The sequence below is a fragment of the Streptomyces sp. NPDC041200 genome, from assembly GCF_055591805.1.
Genome location: NZ_JBVIZF010000002.1, coordinates 304,717 through 324,565, shown reverse-complemented (window position 1 = coordinate 324,565; position 19,849 = coordinate 304,717). Strand labels below are relative to the sequence as shown.

At 68.4% G+C, this 19,849-nt stretch carries 27 protein-coding genes; 11 read left to right on the top strand and 16 right to left on the bottom strand.

Going from position 1 to position 19,849, the window contains the following annotated elements; all coding sequences use genetic code 11:
• The first annotated feature begins 24 nt into the window (after positions 1–24).
• Positions 25–948 (top strand): bifunctional DNA primase/polymerase, encoded by a 924-nt coding sequence (locus tag ACZ6CL_RS06625; protein WP_468931993.1) that lies wholly within the window; start codon positions 25–27, stop codon positions 946–948.
• Between the two features lie 24 nt (positions 949–972).
• Here ACZ6CL_RS06625 and ACZ6CL_RS06620 read toward each other — a convergent pair whose 3' ends face one another.
• On the bottom strand, positions 973–1,533 hold the full coding sequence (locus ACZ6CL_RS06620; RefSeq protein ID WP_468931991.1) for a TetR family transcriptional regulator: 561 nt from the start codon (positions 1,531–1,533) through the stop codon (positions 973–975).
• 127 nt (positions 1,534–1,660) lie between these two features.
• On the opposite strand from ACZ6CL_RS06620, the gene ACZ6CL_RS06615 reads away from it, so the two are divergent.
• Together ACZ6CL_RS06615 and ACZ6CL_RS06610 are read left to right on the top strand one after the other, a co-directional pair.
• Positions 1,661–2,563, top strand: coding sequence for an SDR family oxidoreductase (locus ACZ6CL_RS06615; protein WP_468933289.1), 903 nt, complete (start codon positions 1,661–1,663; stop codon positions 2,561–2,563).
• Positions 2,564–2,731: 168 nt separating this feature from the next.
• Positions 2,732–3,013: a hypothetical protein gene (locus tag ACZ6CL_RS06610; protein ID WP_468931989.1), complete on the top strand. Its 282-nt coding sequence runs from the start codon at positions 2,732–2,734 to the stop codon at positions 3,011–3,013.
• 319 nt (positions 3,014–3,332) lie between these two features.
• Here the strand turns inward: ACZ6CL_RS06610 and ACZ6CL_RS06605 are convergent, their stop codons facing one another.
• Positions 3,333–3,806 (bottom strand): ArsI/CadI family heavy metal resistance metalloenzyme, encoded by a 474-nt coding sequence (locus ACZ6CL_RS06605; protein WP_468931987.1) that lies wholly within the window; start codon positions 3,804–3,806, stop codon positions 3,333–3,335.
• 78 nt (positions 3,807–3,884) lie between these two features.
• On the opposite strand from ACZ6CL_RS06605, the gene ACZ6CL_RS06600 reads away from it, so the two are divergent.
• The 6 genes from ACZ6CL_RS06600 (at position 3,885) to ACZ6CL_RS06575 (ending at position 7,572) form a co-directional block, all read left to right on the top strand.
• On the top strand, positions 3,885–4,286 hold the full coding sequence (locus tag ACZ6CL_RS06600) for an ArsR/SmtB family transcription factor (RefSeq protein ID WP_468931985.1): 402 nt from the start codon (positions 3,885–3,887) through the stop codon (positions 4,284–4,286).
• Positions 4,286–5,410 carry an ACR3 family arsenite efflux transporter gene (gene arsB / locus ACZ6CL_RS06595; protein WP_468931982.1) on the top strand — a complete coding sequence of 375 codons (1,125 nt, stop codon included), beginning with the start codon at positions 4,286–4,288 and terminating at the stop codon, positions 5,408–5,410. Before ACZ6CL_RS06600 ends, arsB begins: the two co-directional genes overlap by 1 nt.
• Positions 5,403–5,822 carry an arsenate reductase ArsC gene (locus ACZ6CL_RS06590; RefSeq protein ID WP_468931980.1) on the top strand — a complete coding sequence of 140 codons (420 nt, stop codon included), beginning with the start codon at positions 5,403–5,405 and terminating at the stop codon, positions 5,820–5,822. Before arsB ends, ACZ6CL_RS06590 begins: the two co-directional genes overlap by 8 nt.
• A complete protein-coding gene (locus ACZ6CL_RS06585) occupies positions 5,819–6,328 on the top strand; it encodes a GNAT family N-acetyltransferase (RefSeq protein WP_468931977.1) in 510 nt (169 codons plus the stop codon). The genes ACZ6CL_RS06590 and ACZ6CL_RS06585 overlap by 4 nt, the downstream gene beginning before the upstream one ends.
• A 206-nt stretch (positions 6,329–6,534) precedes the next feature.
• The gene (locus ACZ6CL_RS06580; protein ID WP_468931975.1) at positions 6,535–6,870 is read left to right on the top strand and encodes an ArsR/SmtB family transcription factor; all 336 of its coding nucleotides are present in this window, start codon (positions 6,535–6,537) and stop codon (positions 6,868–6,870) included.
• On the top strand, positions 6,871–7,572 hold the full coding sequence (locus tag ACZ6CL_RS06575; protein WP_468931972.1) for a cation efflux transmembrane domain-containing protein: 702 nt from the start codon (positions 6,871–6,873) through the stop codon (positions 7,570–7,572). It abuts the gene before it with no gap.
• Between the two features lie 430 nt (positions 7,573–8,002).
• Here the strand turns inward: ACZ6CL_RS06575 and ACZ6CL_RS06570 are convergent, their stop codons facing one another.
• The 12 genes from ACZ6CL_RS06570 to ACZ6CL_RS06515 all read right to left on the bottom strand — a co-directional run bounded on the left by ACZ6CL_RS06570 (position 8,003) and on the right by ACZ6CL_RS06515 (position 15,043).
• A complete protein-coding gene (locus ACZ6CL_RS06570) occupies positions 8,003–8,419 on the bottom strand; it encodes a hypothetical protein (protein ID WP_468931969.1) in 417 nt (138 codons plus the stop codon).
• 280 nt (positions 8,420–8,699) lie between these two features.
• Complete coding sequence (locus tag ACZ6CL_RS06565; protein WP_468931967.1) at positions 8,700–9,806, bottom strand: tyrosine-type recombinase/integrase; 1,107 nt, start codon at positions 9,804–9,806, stop codon at positions 8,700–8,702.
• Entirely contained in the window at positions 9,806–10,015 is a 210-nt protein-coding gene (locus tag ACZ6CL_RS06560) for a helix-turn-helix domain-containing protein (RefSeq protein WP_468931963.1), read from the bottom strand. The genes ACZ6CL_RS06565 and ACZ6CL_RS06560 overlap by 1 nt, the downstream gene beginning before the upstream one ends.
• Positions 10,016–10,017: 2 nt before the next feature.
• Entirely contained in the window at positions 10,018–11,379 is a 1,362-nt protein-coding gene (repSA, locus tag ACZ6CL_RS06555; RefSeq protein WP_468931941.1) for a replication initiator protein RepSA, read from the bottom strand.
• Positions 11,372–11,557: a hypothetical protein gene (locus tag ACZ6CL_RS06550; protein ID WP_468931938.1), complete on the bottom strand. Its 186-nt coding sequence runs from the start codon at positions 11,555–11,557 to the stop codon at positions 11,372–11,374. The genes repSA and ACZ6CL_RS06550 overlap by 8 nt, the downstream gene beginning before the upstream one ends.
• Before the next feature lie 90 nt (positions 11,558–11,647).
• Positions 11,648–11,971, bottom strand: a complete 324-nt coding sequence (locus tag ACZ6CL_RS06545) for a SpdD-like protein (RefSeq protein ID WP_468931935.1) — start codon at positions 11,969–11,971, stop codon at positions 11,648–11,650.
• Positions 11,972–11,991: 20 nt separating this feature from the next.
• Entirely contained in the window at positions 11,992–12,147 is a 156-nt protein-coding gene (locus ACZ6CL_RS06540; protein ID WP_179935396.1) for a hypothetical protein, read from the bottom strand.
• Between the two features lie 14 nt (positions 12,148–12,161).
• Complete coding sequence (locus ACZ6CL_RS06535) at positions 12,162–12,353, bottom strand: mobile element transfer protein (RefSeq protein ID WP_179935397.1); 192 nt, start codon at positions 12,351–12,353, stop codon at positions 12,162–12,164.
• Between the two features lies 1 nt (position 12,354).
• Positions 12,355–12,549: a hypothetical protein gene (locus ACZ6CL_RS06530; RefSeq protein ID WP_468931933.1), complete on the bottom strand. Its 195-nt coding sequence runs from the start codon at positions 12,547–12,549 to the stop codon at positions 12,355–12,357.
• Between the two features lie 22 nt (positions 12,550–12,571).
• Positions 12,572–13,252 (bottom strand): DUF2637 domain-containing protein, encoded by a 681-nt coding sequence (locus ACZ6CL_RS06525; RefSeq protein ID WP_468931930.1) that lies wholly within the window; start codon positions 13,250–13,252, stop codon positions 12,572–12,574.
• An 85-nt stretch (positions 13,253–13,337) separates the two neighbouring features.
• Entirely contained in the window at positions 13,338–14,693 is a 1,356-nt protein-coding gene (locus ACZ6CL_RS06520) for an FtsK/SpoIIIE domain-containing protein (protein WP_468931927.1), read from the bottom strand.
• Between the two features lie 2 nt (positions 14,694–14,695).
• Positions 14,696–15,043, bottom strand: coding sequence for an SCO3933 family regulatory protein (locus ACZ6CL_RS06515; RefSeq protein WP_468931925.1), 348 nt, complete (start codon positions 15,041–15,043; stop codon positions 14,696–14,698).
• A 425-nt stretch (positions 15,044–15,468) separates the two neighbouring features.
• On the opposite strand from ACZ6CL_RS06515, the gene ACZ6CL_RS06510 reads away from it, so the two are divergent.
• Positions 15,469–16,512 carry an XRE family transcriptional regulator gene (locus tag ACZ6CL_RS06510; RefSeq protein ID WP_468933286.1) on the top strand — a complete coding sequence of 348 codons (1,044 nt, stop codon included), beginning with the start codon at positions 15,469–15,471 and terminating at the stop codon, positions 16,510–16,512.
• Here ACZ6CL_RS06510 and ACZ6CL_RS06505 read toward each other — a convergent pair.
• Entirely contained in the window at positions 16,496–17,290 is a 795-nt protein-coding gene (locus ACZ6CL_RS06505; RefSeq protein ID WP_468931922.1) for an NUDIX domain-containing protein, read from the bottom strand. The genes ACZ6CL_RS06510 and ACZ6CL_RS06505 overlap by 17 nt on opposite strands.
• A 607-nt stretch (positions 17,291–17,897) precedes the next feature.
• On the opposite strand from ACZ6CL_RS06505, the gene ACZ6CL_RS06500 reads away from it, so the two are divergent.
• Positions 17,898–18,908, top strand: coding sequence for a restriction endonuclease (locus ACZ6CL_RS06500; protein ID WP_468931920.1), 1,011 nt, complete (start codon positions 17,898–17,900; stop codon positions 18,906–18,908).
• Positions 18,909–18,941: 33 nt separating this feature from the next.
• Here the strand turns inward: ACZ6CL_RS06500 and ACZ6CL_RS06495 are convergent, their stop codons facing one another.
• Complete coding sequence (locus tag ACZ6CL_RS06495) at positions 18,942–19,439, bottom strand: hypothetical protein (RefSeq protein ID WP_468931917.1); 498 nt, start codon at positions 19,437–19,439, stop codon at positions 18,942–18,944.
• Positions 19,440–19,849: the final 410 nt, after the last annotated feature.

The following is a 19,849-nucleotide window of genomic DNA, read 5'->3' as shown; positions in this document are numbered from 1 at the left end:
GACACTTGTACGAAAATGGAGGACATGGCGAACACTCCACTCGCCCATGCCCTCGCGGCCGCCGCCCATGGCTTCCGCGTCATCCCGCTGACCCGCGCGAAGCTGCCCGCCGTGCGCTCCCCTCACCACCACGACCCCGTACCGCTTCCCTGCCGCGGCGCCTGCGGGCGGCCCGGCCACGGCGTCCACGACGCGTCCGCCGACCCGGCGGCGATCCGGGCGCTGTTCGCCGCCGCCCCCTGGGCCACCGGCTACGGCATCGCCTGCGGCCGCGCCCCGCACCACCTCATCGGCGTCGACCTCGACCTCAAGCACGCACCGCGCGTCGACGGCGCCGCCGCGCTCGCCCGGCTGGCCGGCCGGTACGCCTTCGCCGTCCCCCGTACCGTCACCGTGCTCACCCCCGGCGGCGGGCGCCATCTGTGGCTGTGCGGACCGCCCGGGCTCGCCGTCCCCAACTCCGCCGGACGGATCGCCCCCGGCATCGACATCCGCGGGGCGGGCGGCTATCTCGTCGGCCCCGGCTCGGCCACCTCACGCGGCCGCTACCGCCTGGCGCCCGGCTCCCCCGCCTGGCACCCCGCCCCCGTGCCGCCCGCGCTCCTCAGCCTGCTGCGACCCCCGGACCGTACGCCTCCCGGCCGTACGTCCCCGGACCGCACGCCACCGGACCGCACGCCACCGGGTCGCATACCCCCGGACACCGGCGGGACCCCGGGCCGCGACGCCGCCCTCATACGGTTCGTCCGCGCCTCCCAGGAGGGGCGGCGCAACGACCGGCTGTTCTGGGCCGCCTGCCGGGCGTACGAGACGGGCGCGGGGGACGAACTGGCCCCGGCCCTCATAGACGCCGCGCTCCACACCGGTCTGACCCGGCGCGAAGCCGAGGCTACGGTCGCCTCCGCGGCCCGTAGCACCACCGGCCGCCACCTGCCGCCGGTCGCCTGACCAGCCGGGAACGCGAATGCGCCGTTAGGCCACGGTGGCCTTGATGTGGTCAAGGCAGTCCCGGATGACGTCGGCCAACGCCTGCTCGCCGGGTTCGCCGATCCAGCGCTCGTACGCGACCTTGAAGACCGCGACACCGGCCTCGGCGACCAGGCTCGCGGCCGGCTCCGCGACTCCACGTCGGCGTAGCGCGTCGGCCATCGCGGACGCGAGCGCCGCGAGCTTCAGCAACTCGCGTTCCTGGAGCCCGGGGTTCGCGGCGATCACGGTCTGACGCTGCCGGGAGTGTTCGCGACGCTCTTGCAAGCGGGCGGAGATGACGTCGAAGGCTTCGGCCACCGCTTCGAGGGGAGCCGAGGCTTCCGGCGCACCGGTGATGGCGTTCACGCACGTTTCGAGCATCTCGGTCTGACCCGAGAACAGCACTTCGCGCTTGTCGGCGAAATGGCGGAAGAACGTCCGTTCCGTGAGGCCCGCCCGGTTGGTGATCTCCGCGACCGTCGTCTGCTCGAATCCGCGCTCGACGTAGAGCTCCAGCGCCGCCCGTTCCAGCCGCTCGCGCGCGCCCGGCTCCCATCGACCCATGACCGCGATCCTACGCGATGTCAGTCACTGTCATGGGGGTGGTACGCTGCTGATGACAGTGACTGACATCGTCTTGTCCAGACGCGCCCTGCGCGCCGAAGACGGGCCCCACTTGGAGATCTCACTGATGCGTTTATTCGTCACCGGCGCGTCCGGCTTCATCGGCTCCGCCGTCGTCCCGGAACTCATCCGCGCGGGCCACCAGGTCGTCGGCCTCGCCCGCTCTGACCCCTCTGCCGAGGCCATCGCCGCAGCCGGGGCCGAGGTGCACCGCGGCGGCCTCGACGACCCCGACAGCCTGCACGCGGGCGCCTCCGCGGCCGACGGCGTCGTGCACCTCGCGTTCATCCACGACTTCTCGGACTATGAGGGCGCCGTCAAGGCCGACCTGCGCGCCATCGAGACCTTCGGCGCCGCACTCGAAGGCACCGATCGCCCCCTCATCGTCGCCTCCGGGCTGCTCGGACTCCCCCAGGGACGGGTCGCGACCGAGCGGGACCGGCCCGACCCCGGCTCGGCGGGCCCCCGGGAGGCCAACGCCCGGGCGGTGCTGGGCCTCGCCACCCGCGGCATCCGCTCCTCCATCGTGCGTCTCGCGGCGTCGGTCCACGACGAGGGCGACCACGGCTTCGTCCCGAGGCTGATCGAGATCGCCCGCGAGAAGGGCGTCTCCGGCTACGTCGGCGACGGCTCCAACCGCTGGCCCGCGGTCCACCGCCTCGACGCCGCGCGACTGTTCCGGCTGGCGGTGGAGAAGGCCCCGGCCGGATCGGTGCTGCACGGCACCGCCGAAGAGGGCATACCGCTGCGCACCATCGCGGAGGCGATCGGCCGTCACCTCGACCTGCCGGTGGCCTCCATCCCCGCCGAGGAGGCGAACGAGCACTTCGGCTGGCTGGCCCGCTTCCTCGCCGTCAGCGCCTCGGCGTCCAACGCCCTGACCCGCGACCTGCTGGACTGGCACCCCACCGGCCCGACCCTCATCGACGATCTCGCCCGCGGCCACTACTTCGGCCTCCGGACCGCCTGAACCCGGCCCCCTCCGCCGGGGCACGGCCCGTTCGTCGCCGAATGAGGAGCACGGGCAGCACTCACGCGATCCGTGAGTGCCCGTCAAGCGAGGGACGCTAGCAATGGGTAAGGAGGCGGTTGGCGTCTCCGCCAGATCGTGTCCGAGCAGGAGGCAACAATGCGTCGTATGGGGCTTGTGACGGCGTCGGTCATGGGCGCGGTGGCCCTCGCCCTGTCGTCAGCGGGGCCGGCCGTGGCCGCCGAGGGCACCCTGACCGTGGGCCTGGCCACGCACACCAATCCGAGCGGCTGTTACACGACGAACGTCTGGCCCATGTTCGTGGCGAACAACACCAACCAGGTCGCCGCCGTCTTCGGTCTTCCGAACTGTCAGGGGCCGCAGATCAGTCAGGTCGGGCCCAGCAAATCCGGCGTGTTCGAGTTCGGCACGAGCGTCTCCATCTCCTGACGCCCGAAGGGGTGCCCCTGAACTCGGGGCACCCCTTCCCACCGGCTCCAGCACGCCCCTCAGATCTCCCCGTGCCGGGGGTGCGGGGGGGGTGCGGAAGCTTACGGGTGGTACTCCTCCTCGACCGACTCGGCAGCGCCGGACTTGCGGTCCATGGTGACGCGGACGGTCACACTGTTGGCCTTCGCGGCCTTCTCCAGCCACCATCGCCGCCGCCGCGGCGCTCACGGACGGCTAATGCCTGCTCAGCGGCGCATCGCAGCCCGCTTGCCACAACGGGACCGTCCCCAACAAGCGCGCGACGCGGCCTCGCCGCGGCTCAGGAGCCGCACACGCAGTCCGCGGCGGCTACGACGCCTTCCGCAGCGGGTTGGTCCGCGCAGCACGTGCCGCCGGCATCAGTGGCTGCGCTCTTGCCCAGGCTGTCGGCGTCGCCCTTGACGACGTAGACCTCCCAGGGTTCCTTGCCGGGGCCATGGACCCAGACCTTGTCCTGGAGGGCGTAGCAGCAGGACGTGTCGTTCTCCTCGAACGTGGCGAGTCCGGCGCTCTTGAGGCGGTCGGTAGCGGCGTTGACCTGATCAGTGGAATCGACCTCGACACCGAGGTGATCGAGCCGGGTTTGCTGGTCTGCGTCGCCTTCGATCAGGACGAGCTTCAGCGGCGGCTCGGTGATCGCGAAGTTGGCGTATCCGGGGCGGCGCTTGGCTGGCTCGACGCCGAAGAGCGTGGAGTAGAACGCCACAGAGGCGTCAAGGTCAGGCACGTTCAAGGCGAGCTGAGCGCGGGACATGGTGGCCTCTCATCTGGCTGTATCGATAACCTTCAATTCAAGATTGCGTCCTGGATCGAAAAACGTCAACATAGAAGGATGTCGAATCAAGAGCTTGCGGTGGTCGGCCAGGACGGCCTCGACGGCTGCTGTCCGGGACTGCTGACCGCTCCGCTGGACGAGGCGCAGTCCGTCGAGCTGGCGAAGGTGTTCAAGGCACTGGGTGATCCGATCCGGCTGCGGCTACTGTCGATGATCGCCTCGCGGGCCGGAGGCGAGGTCTGCGTCTGCGACCTCACCCCCGCCTTCGACCTCTCGCAGCCGACCATCTCCCACCACCTCAAGCTGCTGCGGCAGGCCGGGCTGATCGACTGCGAGCGCCGGGGCACGTGGGTCTACTACTGGCTGCTGCCGGAGATGACCGACCGGCTCGCCGGGGTCCTCACCCGTCCCGCCGGGCAGCCGCTGCCCGAGCCCGCCGGGACGGCGGGCGGCGCCTGATGGCCACCGACTCCACGACCGCGTCCCCCACCGCCCCGGTCGCCGCGCGCCTGTCGTTCGTGGACCGGTTCCTCGCGGTGTGGATCCTGCTCGCGATGGCCGCCGGACTCGGCCTGGGACGGCTCGCGCCGGGCCTGGGTGACGCCTTGGCGAAGGTAACCGTCACCGGTGTCTCCCTGCCCATCGCACTGGGCCTGCTGGTGATGATGTATCCGGTCCTGGCCAAGGTCCGCTACGACCGTCTCGACACCGTCACCCGGGACCGGCGCCTGCTGATCCCCTCACTCGTCCTCAACTGGATCCTCGGCCCGGCGCTCATGTTCGCGCTCGCCTGGCTCCTCCTGCCGGATCTGCCGGAGTACCGGACGGGCCTGATCATCGTCGGCCTGGCCCGCTGCATCGCCATGGTCATCATCTGGAACGACCTGGCCTGCGGCGACCGGGAAGCCGCCGCCGTCCTCGTCGCCCTGAACTCCGTGTTCCAGGTGATCGCCTTCTCCGCCCTCGGCTGGTTCTACCTCACCGTGCTGCCCGGCTGGCTCGGTCTGGAACGGACCGGTCTCGACGTCGGCGTGTGGGAGATCGCCCGCAGCGTCCTGATCTTCCTCGGCATCCCCCTGGTGGCCGGGTTCCTCACCCGGCGCCTCGGAGAGAAGGCCAAGGGCCGAACCTGGTACGAGACGACGCTCATCCCGCGCATCGGCCCGTTCGCGCTGTACGGGCTGCTGTTCACGATCGTCCTCCTGTTCGCCCTCCAGGGCGACGCGATCACCTCGCAGCCGATGGACGTGGCCCGGATCGCGGTGCCGCTCCTGGTCTACTTCGCCGTGATGTGGGCCGGATCCATGGCGCTGGGCAAGGCCGTGGGCCTGGATTACGCCCGCGCGACCACGCTGGCGTTCACCGCCGCGGGCAACAACTTCGAACTCGCCATCGCCGTGGCCATCGCGACCTTCGGCGCCTCCTCCGGCCAGGCCCTGGCCGGAGTCGTCGGCCCGCTCATCGAGGTCCCCGTACTGATCGGCCTCGTCTACGTGGCCCTGGCCGCCCGTCGCTCCTTCCCGCCGTCCTCCGCCGCGGCCGCCGAATACACGCCCGCCCAGGAAGGTTCCACCCGTGCCTGACCCCCAGAAGTCATCGGTGCTGTTCGTCTGCGTCCACAACGCGGGCCGCTCCCAGATGGCCGCCGCGTTCCTCACTCACCTCGCGGGCGACCGCGTCGAAGTCCGCTCCGCCGGTTCGGCCCCCGCCGAGCACGTCAACCCGGCCGTGGTGGACGCGATGGCGGAAGTCGGCATCGACATCGCCGCGGAGATCCCGAAAGTACTGACGGCCGACGCCGTGCGAGCGTCGGATGTGGTCATCACCATGGGCTGCGGCGATGCCTGCCCGTACGTCCCCGGCAAGACCTACCTGGACTGGAAACTCGACGACCCGGCCGGGCAGGGCGTCGCGGCAGTACGGCCCATCCGCGACGAGATCCGGGCCCGCGTTCAGAGCCTCGTCAGCCAACTCACCGCTGGAGGCCACGTATGACCCTTCGACCGGAGACGATCCGTATCACCGGGCTGACGGCCGAGCACGCCGATGAGGTCCTGTCGATCTACCAGCTCGGCATTGACGAAGGCAACGCCACCTTCGAGACCGCGGCGCCTTGCTGGGAAGCCTTCGACACGGCCAAGCTCGCAGATCACCGACACATCGCAGCGGACCACGATGGGCGCGTGCTCGGCTGGGTCGCTGCCACACAGGTGTCCGACCGCGGCGCGTACGCCGGTGTCGTCGAGCACTCCGTCTACGTCCACCCCGCCGCGCGCGGCCGAGGGGTCGGGCTCGCGCTACTGGACGCGCTGTTCGCCTCCACCGAAGCGGCGGGCATCTGGACCGTCCAATCCGGCATCTTCCCCGAGAACGCAGCCAGCCTCGCCCTGCACCACCGCGCGGGCTTCCGTACCGTCGGCACCCGCGAACGCATCGGTCGCCACCACGGCGCATGGCGCGATGTCGTCCTCATCGAACGGCGGAGCGCGCGCATTGCCTGACCAAGCTCCGTCAGCCAGGAGCGCGGCCACGCACGGTGCCGCATCCCGCCCAGCGCCAGCAGCGGCCTGCTGAAGCTCATGGTCCGGGCCAGCCGGGGATGGGCAGCAAGCGCATCACCTGCGGCCCGGCCCGTCAGGGAGCGCGTCCGCGAAGTCGGCGCTAGTTCACGATTTCCTGAATTCAGGATTCTATGTATTATCCGAGCGTGCTGACTCTCGCCACGGACATCGAGGTACTGGCGCGCTTCGGCCGCGCGCTGGCCGACCCCATCCGCTGCCGCATCCTGCTTGCCCTGCGTCAGGCTCCGGCCTACCCCGCGGACCTTGCCGACACCCTGAAGATCTCCCGCACCCGGCTGTCGAACCACCTTGCCTGCCTGCGTGACTGCGGCCTGGTCGTCGCCCTCCCTGACGGTCGGCGTACCCGCTACGAACTGTCGGACGAACGCCTGGGCCACGCCTTGGATGACCTCCGGGCCGCCGTGGTCGCTGTCGAGGCGGACAAGACCTGCCCGGATGCCGACGTGAAGGGCTGTTGCTGAATGACCGCGGCATCCCTCGGCCCGAGTCCGGCCCGCCGGGACGCGCTGACCCGGCACATACGTCTGCTGGTCGCCGCGACCATCACCTACAACGCCATCGAGGCGATCGTCGCGATCACAGCCGGCACCCTCGCCTCGTCCACCGCGCTGATCGGCTTCGGCCTCGACTCCGTCATCGAGGTCTCCTCCGCCGCTGCGGTCGCCTGGCAGTTCTCGGCCCGCGACCACAGCACCCGCGCAGCGCGCGAGAGGCGCACCCTGCAGATCATCGCCGTCTCGTTCTACGCCCTCGCGCTCTACGTCGCCATCGACTCCGTACGCGCGTTGACGGGCACCGCGGAGGCCGACCACTCCGTTCCCGGGATCGCGCTCGCCGCCCTCTCACTGGCGGTTATGCCGTTCCTGTCAGCCGCTCAGCGCAAGGCCGGTCGTGAACTCGGCTCCGCCTCGGCGGTAGCCGACTCCAAGCAGACCCTCCTGTGCACCTACCTCTCCGCCGTTCTCCTGATCGGCCTGCTGGCCAACCTGTTGCTCGGCTGGACCTGGGCCGACCCCATCGCCGCCCTCGTTATCGCGGCCATCGCGGTCAAGGAAGGCCGCAACGCCTGGCTGGGCAAAGGATGTTGTGCTCCGGCCGTCGGCCCCGCATCCGCTGACGCCGAGGGCGACGGGTGCGGATGTACCAACGGGTGCGCCTGCTGACGGCTCGTCGTTGGCCCACGCCTGGTCCACGCGCGCTGGTCAACGGTGGGATTCCGGCGGCAGGGTGGGACAGCGGACATGCGGAAGGGGTGCCCCTCGGCTGAGGGGCACCCCTTCTGACCAGCTACTTCGCTGACCTCGGCGGAGGCTGAGGGATTTGAACCCTCGGTGACATCGCTGCCACGACGGTTTTCAAGATCTTTCGCCGGTTTGCCGGGCCGGACGCTCCGCCGCAGGTCAGACGCGCGCAAGCATCCCGGCGGAGCCGTCGTCATCGTCGTCGTGCCCGCTACGTGCCCCAGGAACGGGGTCGTGCCCGCTGAGCCAGGAGTCGGCCGCTTGCCGAGGTGCCAGAAGACCGCCACCATCTACCTGGCCGGGCTCCACATCGAGGCATCTTCCTCTAGTCCGCCCGGTGATCCAGTGGGTACTACGATCTGGCGATCTCTTGCCGGAGCTGGTGGGTGAAGCGACGCAGGAGGTCCAACGTCTCTCGGAACTCGGCCCGGCGGTCGTCCCTGCCGTCGGTGGGCCGGGTGCTCCAGACCCGACGCGCGAGGGCATCGGCGAGATCGACAGTGTCGTTGGAGCAGAGCAGGTAGAGGGCTGAGCGTGCTTCCTGCAGCCGGTTCGCCAACTCGTTGGCTCCCGGACCGTCGTCACTCAGCTGTGTTTCCTTCAGGTAGTCCAGTAGCTGAACTACAGCCGTGTTGAAGCCGATCCCGGCTTTGAGCTTCTGTTCGCGGAGCCACATGCGGTCCTGTCGGCGCGCGGTGAACCACGACCCGAACACCACCCCTATGAGGCCGATAGCGGCCCCGATGGCCACGGGCAGTATGTTCTCCACGATCAGCTCCCCCCGACGTACAGCGACGCCAGGCTGCAGAGGCCGTCGGAGGCGCCGCACCCGATGAGCGCGCTCACATGCCAAGGGTTCGGTGATCCGAACGAAACGGCCTGGTCAGTGCGATGCATATCGGAACCGGTGATCCCCCGCACTGCGGCGGCCCTGCCAGCGGCAGGAGCGGACAGCAAGATCACCGGCCCATGTCCCCAAACTGGTCAGCACCCGGGGCAGCAGCAGCCTAGCCCGATGCCACCAGCCCGACAGCGGATTTTCCGCAGCCTCACGTCTCGTCCAACCACTCGTCTGCAGCAGCGGCCACCTGGTCGTCGCGACCGGCAACCGGCCGGGCGTAGTGCCGGGTGGTGACGCTCGCGTTGGAGTGACCGAGCCGATGGGCAGCGGTCATCACGCCGTACCGGTCGGCGACCCACGTGCCGTGCGAGGCTCGCAGATCGTGTGGGGTCACGTCGGTCAGCCCGGCCGCCGACACAGCGGGGTCGAAGTACGCCTTGCGCCACTGGTTGTAGCGCAGGGGCTTACCGCCGGGCGTCGTGAACAGCAGCGCGTCATCTCCGCCGGGCAAGGTCTCCAGGTACCGGCCCAGCCGCTTGGCGAGGGACGGGCCTACGCGGAGCAGCCGCTTCTGATGCGACTTGGGGGTGTCGAAGACCAAGGCACCGTTGGCTTCGGCAAGGTTCTCGTCGACCAGGACGAAGCCGCCGGACACGTCGATGTCCACGCGGCGAAGGGCGAACGCCTCACCGACACGCAGTCCCGCGTACGCGAGGAGCGCGATCAACAGGTCATGCGGCTTGTCGGCACTCCGCACGATCCGGGAGGCTTCGAGCGGGGTGAGGATGTGCGGCTCGGTCTGCGGCATTCGAGGCAGCTTCACGCCCCGGCACGGCGTCTGCGAGATCATGTCGTTGTCGACAGCCGCCCGCATGATCTGCGACAGGACCCGGTACGCCTGCCGGATACGTGAAGCGCTGAGCCCTTTGGTCTTCATCGCGCCGACCCACTCAGCGATCGTGATCGGTCGAAGAGTCGACAGCTCACGGTCACCGAGCGCCGGATTGATCAGCGAGTTGATCAGCGACCGGTACGACGCTTGCGTCTTGTGCTTGAGCTGCGGCGAGACGGCAGCGAGCCAGCGGGCCGCCCAGTCGCGTACGGTCGTCTGCCCCTCGGCAGGATCGAGCCAGCGCCCCTCTTCGACCTCGATGCGCTTCCGTATCAGCCAGCGATCAGCGTCCGTCGACGTCGCGAAGGTTCGATCCGCCGGGCGCAGAACACCGTCAGGTCCCGGATACCGAGCCTGGAACCGTCCGGAAGGCAGCTTGCGGACGCGTCCAAAGTCCCGGCGGGACTTGCGCTTGCCAGCCATCAGGCAGCCCTCCTGAGCCCCGTCGGCCGCAGAGTGATCGGTTCCACGGTGTTGGCCCCCACGAACGCTTCTACGGCGCTCTCAGGGATGCGGACGTGCCGACCGACCTTGACGAAGGTGATGCGGCGTTCCTCGATGAGTCGGCGAGGGAAGCGGACGCCCGTACCGAGCTGCTCCGCGACCTCGTACACGGTCAGGAGTCGGTCCATGGTCACCACTCCCCCTCGTTCGCCAGTGCGTCACGAGCTGTCTCGCGGTTGAGTTGCAGGTCGCGGTGGATGGTGGCCGCGAGGGCGAATTCGCCGGGGGTGTGGCCGTGTCCGGCGTACTGCCAGTCGGCCAGGACGAGGACGGTGTCCGGCTCGGCGTCGTCCAGGCCGAGGGCGGCGGTCTCTTGGGCGGCCCGGTAGTCGGCGCGTGCCTGGCGCAGGGTGCCCAGGGTGGTGGAGTAGCGGCGGGACTTGGAGGAGAAGTGGCCCCGGAAGCCGAGCATGTGCGCCCAGGCCCACAGGCGCCGGTCGGGGTAGAGCGAGTCGAGCCGCTTGCAGGCTTCGATCAGGCGGCGGGTGTGGTCGGGGACGTGGTGGCGGTCGAGTTCGGAGAGTTCGCCGATGCGGCGGTCCAGGGTGCCGGTGGTCTCGGCGGCTTTGGTGGCGTACTTGGCGACGTAGGAGGCGACGGCCTGTTCCGTGATGTCCGAGCCGTCCCCGAACGCCTTCACAGGCCGTACGTCGAGCTGGGCGCCCCAGCGGAAGGTACGGGCGGGCTCGTCCTCAGCGGCCGGGGCCGAGACGGAGGTGTAGGCGTGCGTGGTGGCGGCATGAAGGGCATCGGTGAGGAGCTGCACGGTGGCCCAGGACGGCGGCGGGGTGTTGGGTCCATCGGGGCCGTCAAGCCTGATGACGGCGTGGAAGTGGATGGCGCCGCGCTTCTGGAACTCGGCGACTTTGCCGTACGAGAGGCGGACGCACTCCTTCAGCTCTCGCTGGGTGATGCCAGCGCGTGCGGCGATCTCGCGGCGTAGGCGGTTCGTGAAGCGCTGCCAGAGCTGTCCGGCGTGGTTGTTGAACAGCACGGCGCCCGCGTAGTCGTAGGCGGCCGGATCGAGAGCGGTGCCCAGCTCCGGTGCGTCTGGAGCGTGGTGGGTGCCGCAGCGGCAGGCACCACGGTCAGGGCGGTTGTGAACCGGGCCGAAGGAGGGGGCGGTGAGGGTGGCGAAGACGCGGGGGTGGTTGCGGACAGTGGCGCGGATGTCTCGGCGGTCGTCCCCGGCCAGGCCAGCGCGGATGAGGTGGTAGGTGTCGCCCGCGTAGGTCCAGGCGCAGGCCGGGCAGCGGGAGGCCCGGCGGTTGCCGCAGGCGACGCGAAGGCGCCCGCCAGGCTCGGACTCGGTTGAGTAGTGGTGCAGGGTGGCACCGGTGGTCTTGTCCTTACGGATCAGCCAGCCGCGCAGGTGGATGGGGTCGGCGCAGCCGCCGGTGCGGCGGATCTGGTCTTCCCAGCGGGAGTGGTCGGGGGCCGAAGCCACCCTCAGCAGGTCACCGAGGGTGGTCGGATCGAGCAGGTCAGGCACGGACACCCTCCCGGTTAGGACGGCTGGTGCGGGTGCCGGTGCCGTGGCAGGCCGGGCAGTCGGCGGTGATGGCGCGAAGGTGGCCGCGCTGGTTGCGTCCGCCGGTGGTGATGGCGACGGAGGCGAAGCCGTCGCAGTTCGGGCAGCTGCGGGGCGCAAGGCTGGTGCGCTGCGGCATGCTGGGACTTCCTTCCGGTTCAGTGGATCGGACAGGGACGGCGCCCGGGCGGCGGATGCTTGGCGGTATCGGAGCCGCCCGGGCGCCGGTTCAGCGGCGCTTGGTGTCGGAGGCGAGCAGGGAGCGCAGGACGACGGCGCAGACGGCGACCGAAGCGCCGGTCACGGCGACGGCCAGGAGCATGGAGACCAGCACGGCGCCGACGACCAGGACCACGGCCGTGCCACCACCGACCAGGGCTATCGCTGTGCCGGGCGTGAGCTGCACAACCGGCCGGGTAGAGGCCGGGGCAATGGGTGCGGGCGGCGGTGCTGGAGTGCCGGGGGCGATGGTGGTCGGCTGGCTGACGGTCGGCGCCTGCGGGGTGACCAGGCCGGTGGGCTGGGGCATGGTCGGGTGCTTGGGCCGGAGCATGAACGGTTCTCCTTCCGGGGTTACTTGACGGCGGGGTCGATGACGGAGGCCAAAAGGCTGTCGGCGAGGAGGTAGCCGCCGAGCAGGAGTACGGCGATGAGCCACCAGGGCGGACGGATGAGCTTGACGCCGAGCCAGCCGACGACGATCAGGGCGAGCCAGAGCGGGACGTCCATGGCAGTACCTCCGGTCAGTTGATGCGGCAGCGGTGGGTGCGGGCGGCGAGTTGGGCGGCGGACCGGCTGGAGTAGTCGGCAGACCAGCCGCAGCGGTCGTTGGTGCACACGGCGGCGTGCACGGTGCGGCCGTGCCGGTCGCGGTGGGTGCCGATCTGCACCGGTCCGATGCGCATCACCGAGTGGAAGTGGTCGCGGGCGGGCATCTCAGTCGGTCTCCGTTCGTGAGGTCGTCGGGTCGGGGAAGCTGGCGCGGATAGCGGCGGCGGTGGCCAGGTCGGTGGTGCGCTGGGCGGCTTCCTCGGCGAGCAGGTGGGCGAGGAAGGGCCGGTCGGCGGCGGCCATCTCGCGGGCGCCGTCGAGGTAGTCGGCAGCGGTCAAGTCAGCCGGGGCACGGGTCATGGGGCGTCGCTCCCTTTCGGGGTCAGACGAGTTGGGCGGCGATGGCGTCGGCGAGCCGGGGCGGGACGCCGAGACGGGCGCGGAGGGTGTCGGTGTCGATCGGGGTCCCGGTGCGGGCGTGGTGGTCGTCGGCGACCTTGCGGGCGTGGTCGACCAGCGCGGCCGGGACCGGCGCGGGGGGAGCAGCGGGCGGGGCCGGGGTGGGCTGAGGCTCGGGGGCGGGAGGCGAGACGGGTTCCTCGACGTCAGCCACCGGCGCGAGTGTGGGTTCGGATTCTTGGTCGTCCTCGACGGCCGGGGGCTGGGGTGCCGGGTAGGGGTGTGCCGACGCTTCCGGCTCCGTGTGGGTGGTGGTGTGGGCGAGGAGGGTGCCGCCCATGAAGGCGAGGGCGGGCCAGGCGGCGACGAGGATGCGCAGCCAGGCGGGGACGTGGTGCATGTTGAGGAGCCCGGCGGTGGCGACGTTGGCGCCGAGGGAGGCGGCCAGGGCGATGAGGAACCAGCACCAGGCCAGCCGGGTGGGTCCGCCGGTGCGCAGTCGTCGCCAGGCGGCGACCAGGAGCAGGTCGACGCTGATCGGGTAGGCCCAGGCTTTCCAGCCGTCCTGTCCGGCAGCGGCGGCCAGGTCGTGCAGGTGGGCGAAGGACAGCGCCCCGGCGATGACCGCCTGGACCAGGACGGCGTCGACACGCAGGCGGGCCATCACGGGTTCCTTCCTGTCGTCAGGCATGGGAGGGGTAGGGACCTGGCGCGAAGACAGTCGCGCCGACCGGAGGAGAGGGCGAGGGTCAGGCGGTGGCGGGGGCTGTCTTGGACAGCCGGTCCCGGACCGAGGGCACCGCTGCGGTGGCGGGACGGAAGGCCGCCAAGGCGGGCACGTCAGGGGTGCGGTGAGCGTGCTTGTTGCAGATGTTCACTGCCTCGCGCAGCGAGGTGTGCGGCGCACGTATGCGGTGCCAGCCGCCGGTCGAATCGCCCGCGATGGCAAGGCCGCGGTTCTCGGACGGGATCTGGATCGCTGCCAGCACGGCGTCGGGGGCGATGTCGCCGAAGGCCATGTTGGCGGACGTTTCGTCGTTGACGCGGTGGGCGGTGCGGCCGGTGAGCTGGGCGCGGAGCATGGTGATGCCCTTGCCGAGTTCGGAGCCGAAGCGCTGCCCGCAGATCTCCAGGTAGACGCCGGAAGCGCGGCCGAGCTGGGCCAGGCGGACCAGGGCAGTGATGATCCGATCCCGGCGCTTCTCCTCATCCTTGGTGGCGTACAGGGCGAGTTCGGCGACCTCGTCGACCAGGACCACGACCGGTACCGGCCGGATGTCCTCGGGCAAGTCCCAGATGTCGGCGGCGATCTCCGCGTCCGGCACGGCGACGCTGATCCTCTGCTCGGCCCGGATGAGCTGGTACACCTCCTCCATGTGCGTCACCAGCGCCTCCAACAGTTCCAGCGCGGTGTCGGGGTTGTCAGCGAGCGCGGAGAACCGACGGGCGAGCGGGAACAGCTCCACGCCTTGCTTGCAGTCGATGCCGACCAGGGCGACATGGTGCGGGGCGAGCCCGGCGACCAGGTTGCGCTGGTAGACGGACTTGCCGGACTCCGTGGCGCCGAGCGTCAGCCCGTGCGGGACGGCGCGGTAGTCGCGGTAGTGCACCGAGCCGTCCTCGCGCAGGGCGACCGGAATCCGCATCGGGCGGGTGTCGAGCCGGGCGGGCATCTGCACCCGCTTCAGCACGTCGTAACCGGTCATCCGTACCTCCACCACACCCGAGCGGATCTCCCGGGACGTGACCCCGTACAGGCCGAAGGAGTGGCGGAGCCGGTCGGTGGCAGCGGCGACGTCGAAGGCGTCCTGTCCGGGCTTGAGCTTGAGCCGCAGCACCAGGCCGGTGCGGGTCGGGCGCAGGCGCAGGATGCGCGGCGGACGGGACTCCGGCGCCTCCCGGCGAGTCATCCGGGCCAGAGCCAGACGCCAGCGGGCGGGCGGGACGGTCAGCCCGCAGGCGTCCATGACCGAGGCATAGCGGACCAGGACCCGCAAAGTGGCGAGGGTGACGCCGATGGAGAGCCAGTACCAGGCGGGGCGCCGCCACCGCAGGAGACCCGCAGCAGCAGCGACCACCACCACAGCGACCATGAACCGCGTCATGGTCAGGCCGCCTTCGCACCCGTGGCCGCGAGCGAGGTGACCGCGACGGCGCGGAAGGCGATCCCGTGCCGCTTCTGACCGTTGAACTCGTTCTCCCACGGCCGGGCGATCAGGCCCGTGAGTGCGACCGGGGTACCCATGGCCAGGTCACCGGAGATACCGGTCTCCGGGACGGTGATGGACAGGATCTCGACGTCGTCGTTGGCCGCGAACATCACGTCCACGGTCATCAGCTTCACACCGTCCGCGTCCAAGGCGATCTCACCGGTACGACGGTCACGGACCTTCGGCTGGGCGGGCTTGGCGACCATCACGGTCGCGGCGGACGTGTCGACGGGAATCTGACGCATGATGGAGGTCCCTTCAGGGGCGGGAGCGGCGTACTTGCTTGGCGGTGGGTCGCCGCTCCTGAGCATTGATTGGATGCCGCAGCAAAGTTGCGGAGTGTTCACGTCACCAACTGGTGCGCACCAGAAGGTTGCATCTGGTGCGCACCAGATGTCAAGCATCGTCGTCGGCCCGGACTCTCAACTCGCCTGACTGCGACAGTTCCAGGGAAGCGCCCCGAGCAACGATGCGGTAGACAACAGGGGTTAACAGCAGCCCCATTAACCCCTGCCGACCTGGGCGGATGTAAGGCATGCTGCTGTTACGGATCAACACCCCCGACGCGGAGCGGCAGTACGCGATGAGTGGACTCAAAGCAGCCAGGACGGCACGGGCATGGTCACAAGAGCGTCTTGTGCGGGAGATCGAACGCCATGCGCGTCAGCACATGCTCACCGTCGCCTCAACCGCGAGTTTGCGAGTGTACGTCTCGGAGTGGGAGAACGGCCGACGGACGATCTCCAGCCGCTACGCCAAGATCCTCCGTGCGTTGCTCGGGATCACCGACGATGAACTGGCGGGCGGATCACAGTCGCCACTGGCACTCGCCACGGCCGACGGCTACGACGAGCTGATAGGCCGGATCGACGACGCCAGGAACGTCAGCCTGACGATGGTCGAGACGTTCATGGAGCAGACCGAACTACTCCGGACCGTCGACCGGCAGATGGGCGCCGCCAGCCTGGTCGACCAAATGACCGCCCACCTGACGCGACTGGAAGACGCCCTCACCTTCGCGGTACTCCCGGAGACCCGACGTCCGGTCGCTCTGGCTCTGGCCGGAGCAGCCACCTTGGCCGCCTGGCAAGCCCTCGACGTCGGAGCCGTGGAACGAGCCTGGCGTCACTACGAGCTGGGGAAGCGCGCCGCCCAGGAGGCCGAGGAGCCCATGTACCTCGCGCACGCCACCGCCGAGCAGGCATACGTGCTGTGTGACGCTGGACGTCCTGAGATGGCGGTGCAGCTGGTCCGAGATGCGCAACGCCTCGGTGGAAAGGGCATGTCTCCACGCCTCAGGGCTTGGCTGTACGCAGCCGAGGCGGAAATCTGCGCCCGAGCTGGGCTCCATGACGAGTGTCAGCAGGCTCTTGAACTCGCGACGCGACACCTGCCCGCAGAACAAGAAGCACGCGACCCGGACATGCTGAGCATCTTCCTGAATGAAGGCCACCTCACCAGGTGGCGCGGGAGCGCTCTCGCCCTGATCGGCGACACGGAAGCAGTGAGCAGCCTGTACACCGCGCTGGAAACGACCGATCCCACGTTCATACGGGCATCGGCAGGGCTCCACTGCGACTTGGCCCAGGCCCACGTGGCGCGCGGCGAGTACGACCAGGCGCAGAAGCACCTGCGACAGGCCAAACTGGTGGCTAGTCAGACCCGGTCAGTACGTCACAGGCGCCGGATCGAGCAGCTCACCCAGCGGTTGTAGGCGACGCCCCGGCACCCCGTGAGGCGAGCACATGAAGGAGGGCGACCAAGGTGCCGGACCCCATCAGCTCACCACGAGCCATCAGCCCAGGAATGTCGGACAGAGGGACCCAGGCGATGTGCCCGGCCTCTTCCAGATCGGTCGGCTCACCGACGAGCTTCGCCCCTTGACCGATGAAGATCTCGTGCGGCGAATCGACCATGCCGACCATGGGCTGGTACGTGACCACATGCTGCAAGGCGTCCGGCCGCCAGCCGGTCTCTTCCTCGACTTCGCGCAAGGCGGTCTGAAGGGGTTCCTCCCCCGGATCGACGATGCCGCCCGGCAGCTCCCAGCCGAAGGCAGCCGGGACGAAGCGGTATCGCCACATCATGAGCACCCGGTCCTGGTCATCGATCACAGCGGCGATGGCCACGTGGTGGAGCTTGACGACATGGTGCTCGAAGCGCTTCACGCCGGGCGGTTCCACGTCAACGAGGCTCAGCTTCACCCATCGGTTGTCATACACCGTCCGCTCACCATGGATCTGCCATGGCTCGACGTCTGCCGGCGCTTCGGTTGTCACTGACCGATCCGGAACCCGGTAGGAGCTACGTCCGTGAACCTCGACGACGCTCTCAGCTACGAGCCTGGCCAGCACCTGGCGTAGGGCGGTGCGGCCGATCTCCAGGTCCTCCGACAGGGTGCGCTCAGACGGAAGCTTGGAACCAGGCGAGTACTTGCCCGTAGCGATCCACTCGCGAATCGTGCGGTAGACCCGCTCCGACTTCGGTCCCATCCCGTGAGCACTCTCCTGCCGTCACTGGTGTTCGTCGGATGTAGCCACACCAGCGTATCCGCGTACCTACTCACGTGAGTAGGCATCGACCGACCAAGACGATCAACCAGAACGCGGTAGAACTTTCCCTACTCGATCAAGTCGGCTCGCTCCGCTCCCCGCGCGCGGCCCGGCCCCCGGCCGGGCCTGCGCTCCTGTCTCCGCCCCGCTCCAGCCCGACCGGTGTCCGTGCCGCGCGCACAGCAAGCAGCCACCTGACCTTAGAGATTGATGCCTCCGGCGGGGGCGCTCAGGCTCCGGGATGGACGGGGCGCCATACGCGAGTGCGGGCCAACGGTGGCGTGCGCGGGAGCTCCCATCCCGTCTGCCGTCGACCCAGGCAGAGCCGAGCAGACGCGGCCCATGGCGTCCAGGTCGTTCGTACAGTGGCGCGCTCCACCTGGACGCCATGAACCACGCCCGCTCCACGGTGTGTGGGTCGACGGCAGACGGGATGGAAGCTGGGGAAGTGGTGGGTAGAGGTCTCTGCTTTCGCTCTCCAGTGCCGTGATAGGGGCACCACCGCTTACCCTGAACCGATCACGCACCGGCCACCTTGGATGCTCCTATGACTGAGCCGCTTCATTTTGGTGACAACCCTCAACTACCGTCCCGCGCTTACGCTGAAGGCTGGCCAGCTTTCACGCTGGAACGTTGGACCCGCTTCCTTTCCTCTTACCGTCAGCGGGTCAGCGACCTGTACGAGGAACTTGCAGATGAGCAACCTGATCACTTTCGCCTGCTTCGCCCGCTACAGGTACGTGTGGTTGTCTCGCTTGTCAAGGAGTGGGTTTTCATCAGGGCCGCAGAGGTGGACGACATCGCCCTGGAGGAGCGATGGGAAGACCCACGCCTAGCCGGGCGCGACATGTTCAATCGTGCAGACCACGAGCGGGTAGTGCGGGAAGTCGTCGGCTTCGAAGATGATTACGAACTCTTCAGGGACGAAGACATGAGTCAGCGCTTTGATCTCGCTCAAGCCCCCCGCGTCAATCTCTCGAACCCTGAGTATTTCGGCCGAGAACAAGCCGATCTGGACGCTCATGTAGCTCTAGACGCTCCACGGTGGCAGAGAGCATTTGACGCCCTAATGGGGCGCACCATCAACGAGGAAAGTCTTGAAAAACTTCGGACCCAGCTGGAAATCATCTCGGAACTTCAAGGAACCCGCCGAGGAAATAGATTTGAAAAATGGTTCGGCGAGCTACTGATTGCTCACGGGTGCCAGGTAGAACCAGGGGTCACAGGCGACGGCGAACAGGTAGACTTCTTCGTCCATAAACCTTTTCGTGCTGTAATCGAATGCAGGTGGAAACAGGGGCGACTCCAGCCGCGCGAACTAGCCGATCTAACCGCCAAGCTCAACAGGCGTCCAGCAATTATCGCGGGCATCTACGTTGCGTGGTCCGGATTCACTGAGGCTTGCCGCCGTCACGCAGCCCACGAACCAAACGGCAGGACTGTCCTGCTTTGGGATGCTGGCGACTTGAATCGGCTACTCAGCAATGAGATCCATGCATTGGATCTATTTGAGGAACATGTCTCGGACCGAGTACGACGATACCCAATGGATCCGTAAATGACTTGACGCGGCGAGGCGATCCGGGTGAAGTCATCCGCCTCGAAGACCGACATCCTCGGCAGCCGGGGCCAGGAGAACTTCCCTCGATGCAGTCACATATAGCCCATATGCCGCCGCGAGAGGCGCAAAGGCTTGCACAGCTACGGATTCCGCCTCAGCCACCTCTGCGGGCAATTCAATCTCCCCAACACCATCTCTATCCGCCTCTATAAGCGCAGAAAGAAGTAGGCGATTCCATTCGGTATAATTTGCCACGATTGTTTGTGCCGCCACATTGAGAGTCTTGGCAGCTTCAATAACTCCTTCCGGCCCCAAAAGGCCAATGGACTGACAGGAATTAGTGAACGATCGGAAGGATGAATGGGCAGCTGCCGCACTTTCAAGTGGAGGAAGTGGTGCGGCAAGTTTACCTCCCCACTCAGATAGTGAGTCGGTGAACTCCCCATACTTGCGGACCACTTCAACATACAAATTGCGCTGCTCCTGGCGCACCCAGTGCGCGTGCTCGTTAGCCGCCTGGGCCGCCACCTGCCCCAAAGCTGCTCTGACTCCAGCCTCAGCACTGTGTCGCGCTGCTCGCCAGCTGGCCCATCCACCGATTGCGGCACCGATGAGACCGGCTAGTCCGGCAAACAATGCTGCGAGTCCTTCATTCACAGATTTCCCCCGCACTCAACTGTCTCGTGTGCTGCGGCGTGAGCCCCCTCTGCGGCAGACGTGAGATCACCCTTTACGATAGGCAGATCAAACACCTCGGCGATAGGGTTCCCCCTGCACCGGTATCGGATCCCCGGCTAGGTAGGCGCGTCCGTTACCCAAAAAGATCCCTCGCGCCCGCGAGGCAGCGTCTACTGATTCTTCGAGTGCTGCTTCGGATTCTGCCGCGCCGAACCGAGTGATTACGGCATATTCAGCCAAAGCCCGCTCAGCGCGATGAC

Coding starts and splice junctions, on each gene's coding strand:
- ACZ6CL_RS06545 (WP_468931935.1), bottom strand. CDS start 11,971: ATGCTCCGGCCCAAGCACCCGACCATGCCCCAGCCCACCGGCCTGGTC.
- ACZ6CL_RS06575 (WP_468931972.1), top strand. CDS start 6,871: ATGACCGCGGCATCCCTCGGCCCGAGTCCGGCCCGCCGGGACGCGCTG.
- ACZ6CL_RS06540 (WP_179935396.1), bottom strand. CDS start 12,147: ATGGACGTCCCGCTCTGGCTCGCCCTGATCGTCGTCGGCTGGCTCGGC.
- ACZ6CL_RS06515 (WP_468931925.1), bottom strand. CDS start 15,043: ATGCGTCAGATTCCCGTCGACACGTCCGCCGCGACCGTGATGGTCGCC.
- ACZ6CL_RS06610 (WP_468931989.1), top strand. CDS start 2,732: ATGGGGCTTGTGACGGCGTCGGTCATGGGCGCGGTGGCCCTCGCCCTG.
- ACZ6CL_RS06560 (WP_468931963.1), bottom strand. CDS start 10,015: ATGGACCGACTCCTGACCGTGTACGAGGTCGCGGAGCAGCTCGGTACG.
- ACZ6CL_RS06605 (WP_468931987.1), bottom strand. CDS start 3,806: ATGTCCCGCGCTCAGCTCGCCTTGAACGTGCCTGACCTTGACGCCTCT.
- ACZ6CL_RS06505 (WP_468931922.1), bottom strand. CDS start 17,290: ATGGGACCGAAGTCGGAGCGGGTCTACCGCACGATTCGCGAGTGGATC.
- ACZ6CL_RS06565 (WP_468931967.1), bottom strand. CDS start 9,806: ATGGCTGGCAAGCGCAAGTCCCGCCGGGACTTTGGACGCGTCCGCAAG.
- ACZ6CL_RS06500 (WP_468931920.1), top strand. CDS start 17,898: ATGACTGAGCCGCTTCATTTTGGTGACAACCCTCAACTACCGTCCCGC.
- ACZ6CL_RS06600 (WP_468931985.1), top strand. CDS start 3,885: ATGTCGAATCAAGAGCTTGCGGTGGTCGGCCAGGACGGCCTCGACGGC.
- ACZ6CL_RS06550 (WP_468931938.1), bottom strand. CDS start 11,557: ATGCCGCAGCGCACCAGCCTTGCGCCCCGCAGCTGCCCGAACTGCGAC.
- ACZ6CL_RS06625 (WP_468931993.1), top strand. CDS start 25: ATGGCGAACACTCCACTCGCCCATGCCCTCGCGGCCGCCGCCCATGGC.
- ACZ6CL_RS06520 (WP_468931927.1), bottom strand. CDS start 14,693: ATGACGCGGTTCATGGTCGCTGTGGTGGTGGTCGCTGCTGCTGCGGGT.
- ACZ6CL_RS06615 (WP_468933289.1), top strand. CDS start 1,661: ATGCGTTTATTCGTCACCGGCGCGTCCGGCTTCATCGGCTCCGCCGTC.
- arsB (WP_468931982.1), top strand. CDS start 4,286: ATGGCCACCGACTCCACGACCGCGTCCCCCACCGCCCCGGTCGCCGCG.
- ACZ6CL_RS06525 (WP_468931930.1), bottom strand. CDS start 13,252: ATGGCCCGCCTGCGTGTCGACGCCGTCCTGGTCCAGGCGGTCATCGCC.
- ACZ6CL_RS06620 (WP_468931991.1), bottom strand. CDS start 1,533: ATGGGTCGATGGGAGCCGGGCGCGCGCGAGCGGCTGGAACGGGCGGCG.
- ACZ6CL_RS06510 (WP_468933286.1), top strand. CDS start 15,469: ATGCTCACCGTCGCCTCAACCGCGAGTTTGCGAGTGTACGTCTCGGAG.
- ACZ6CL_RS06585 (WP_468931977.1), top strand. CDS start 5,819: ATGACCCTTCGACCGGAGACGATCCGTATCACCGGGCTGACGGCCGAG.
- ACZ6CL_RS06530 (WP_468931933.1), bottom strand. CDS start 12,549: ATGACCCGTGCCCCGGCTGACTTGACCGCTGCCGACTACCTCGACGGC.
- ACZ6CL_RS06535 (WP_179935397.1), bottom strand. CDS start 12,353: ATGCCCGCCCGCGACCACTTCCACTCGGTGATGCGCATCGGACCGGTG.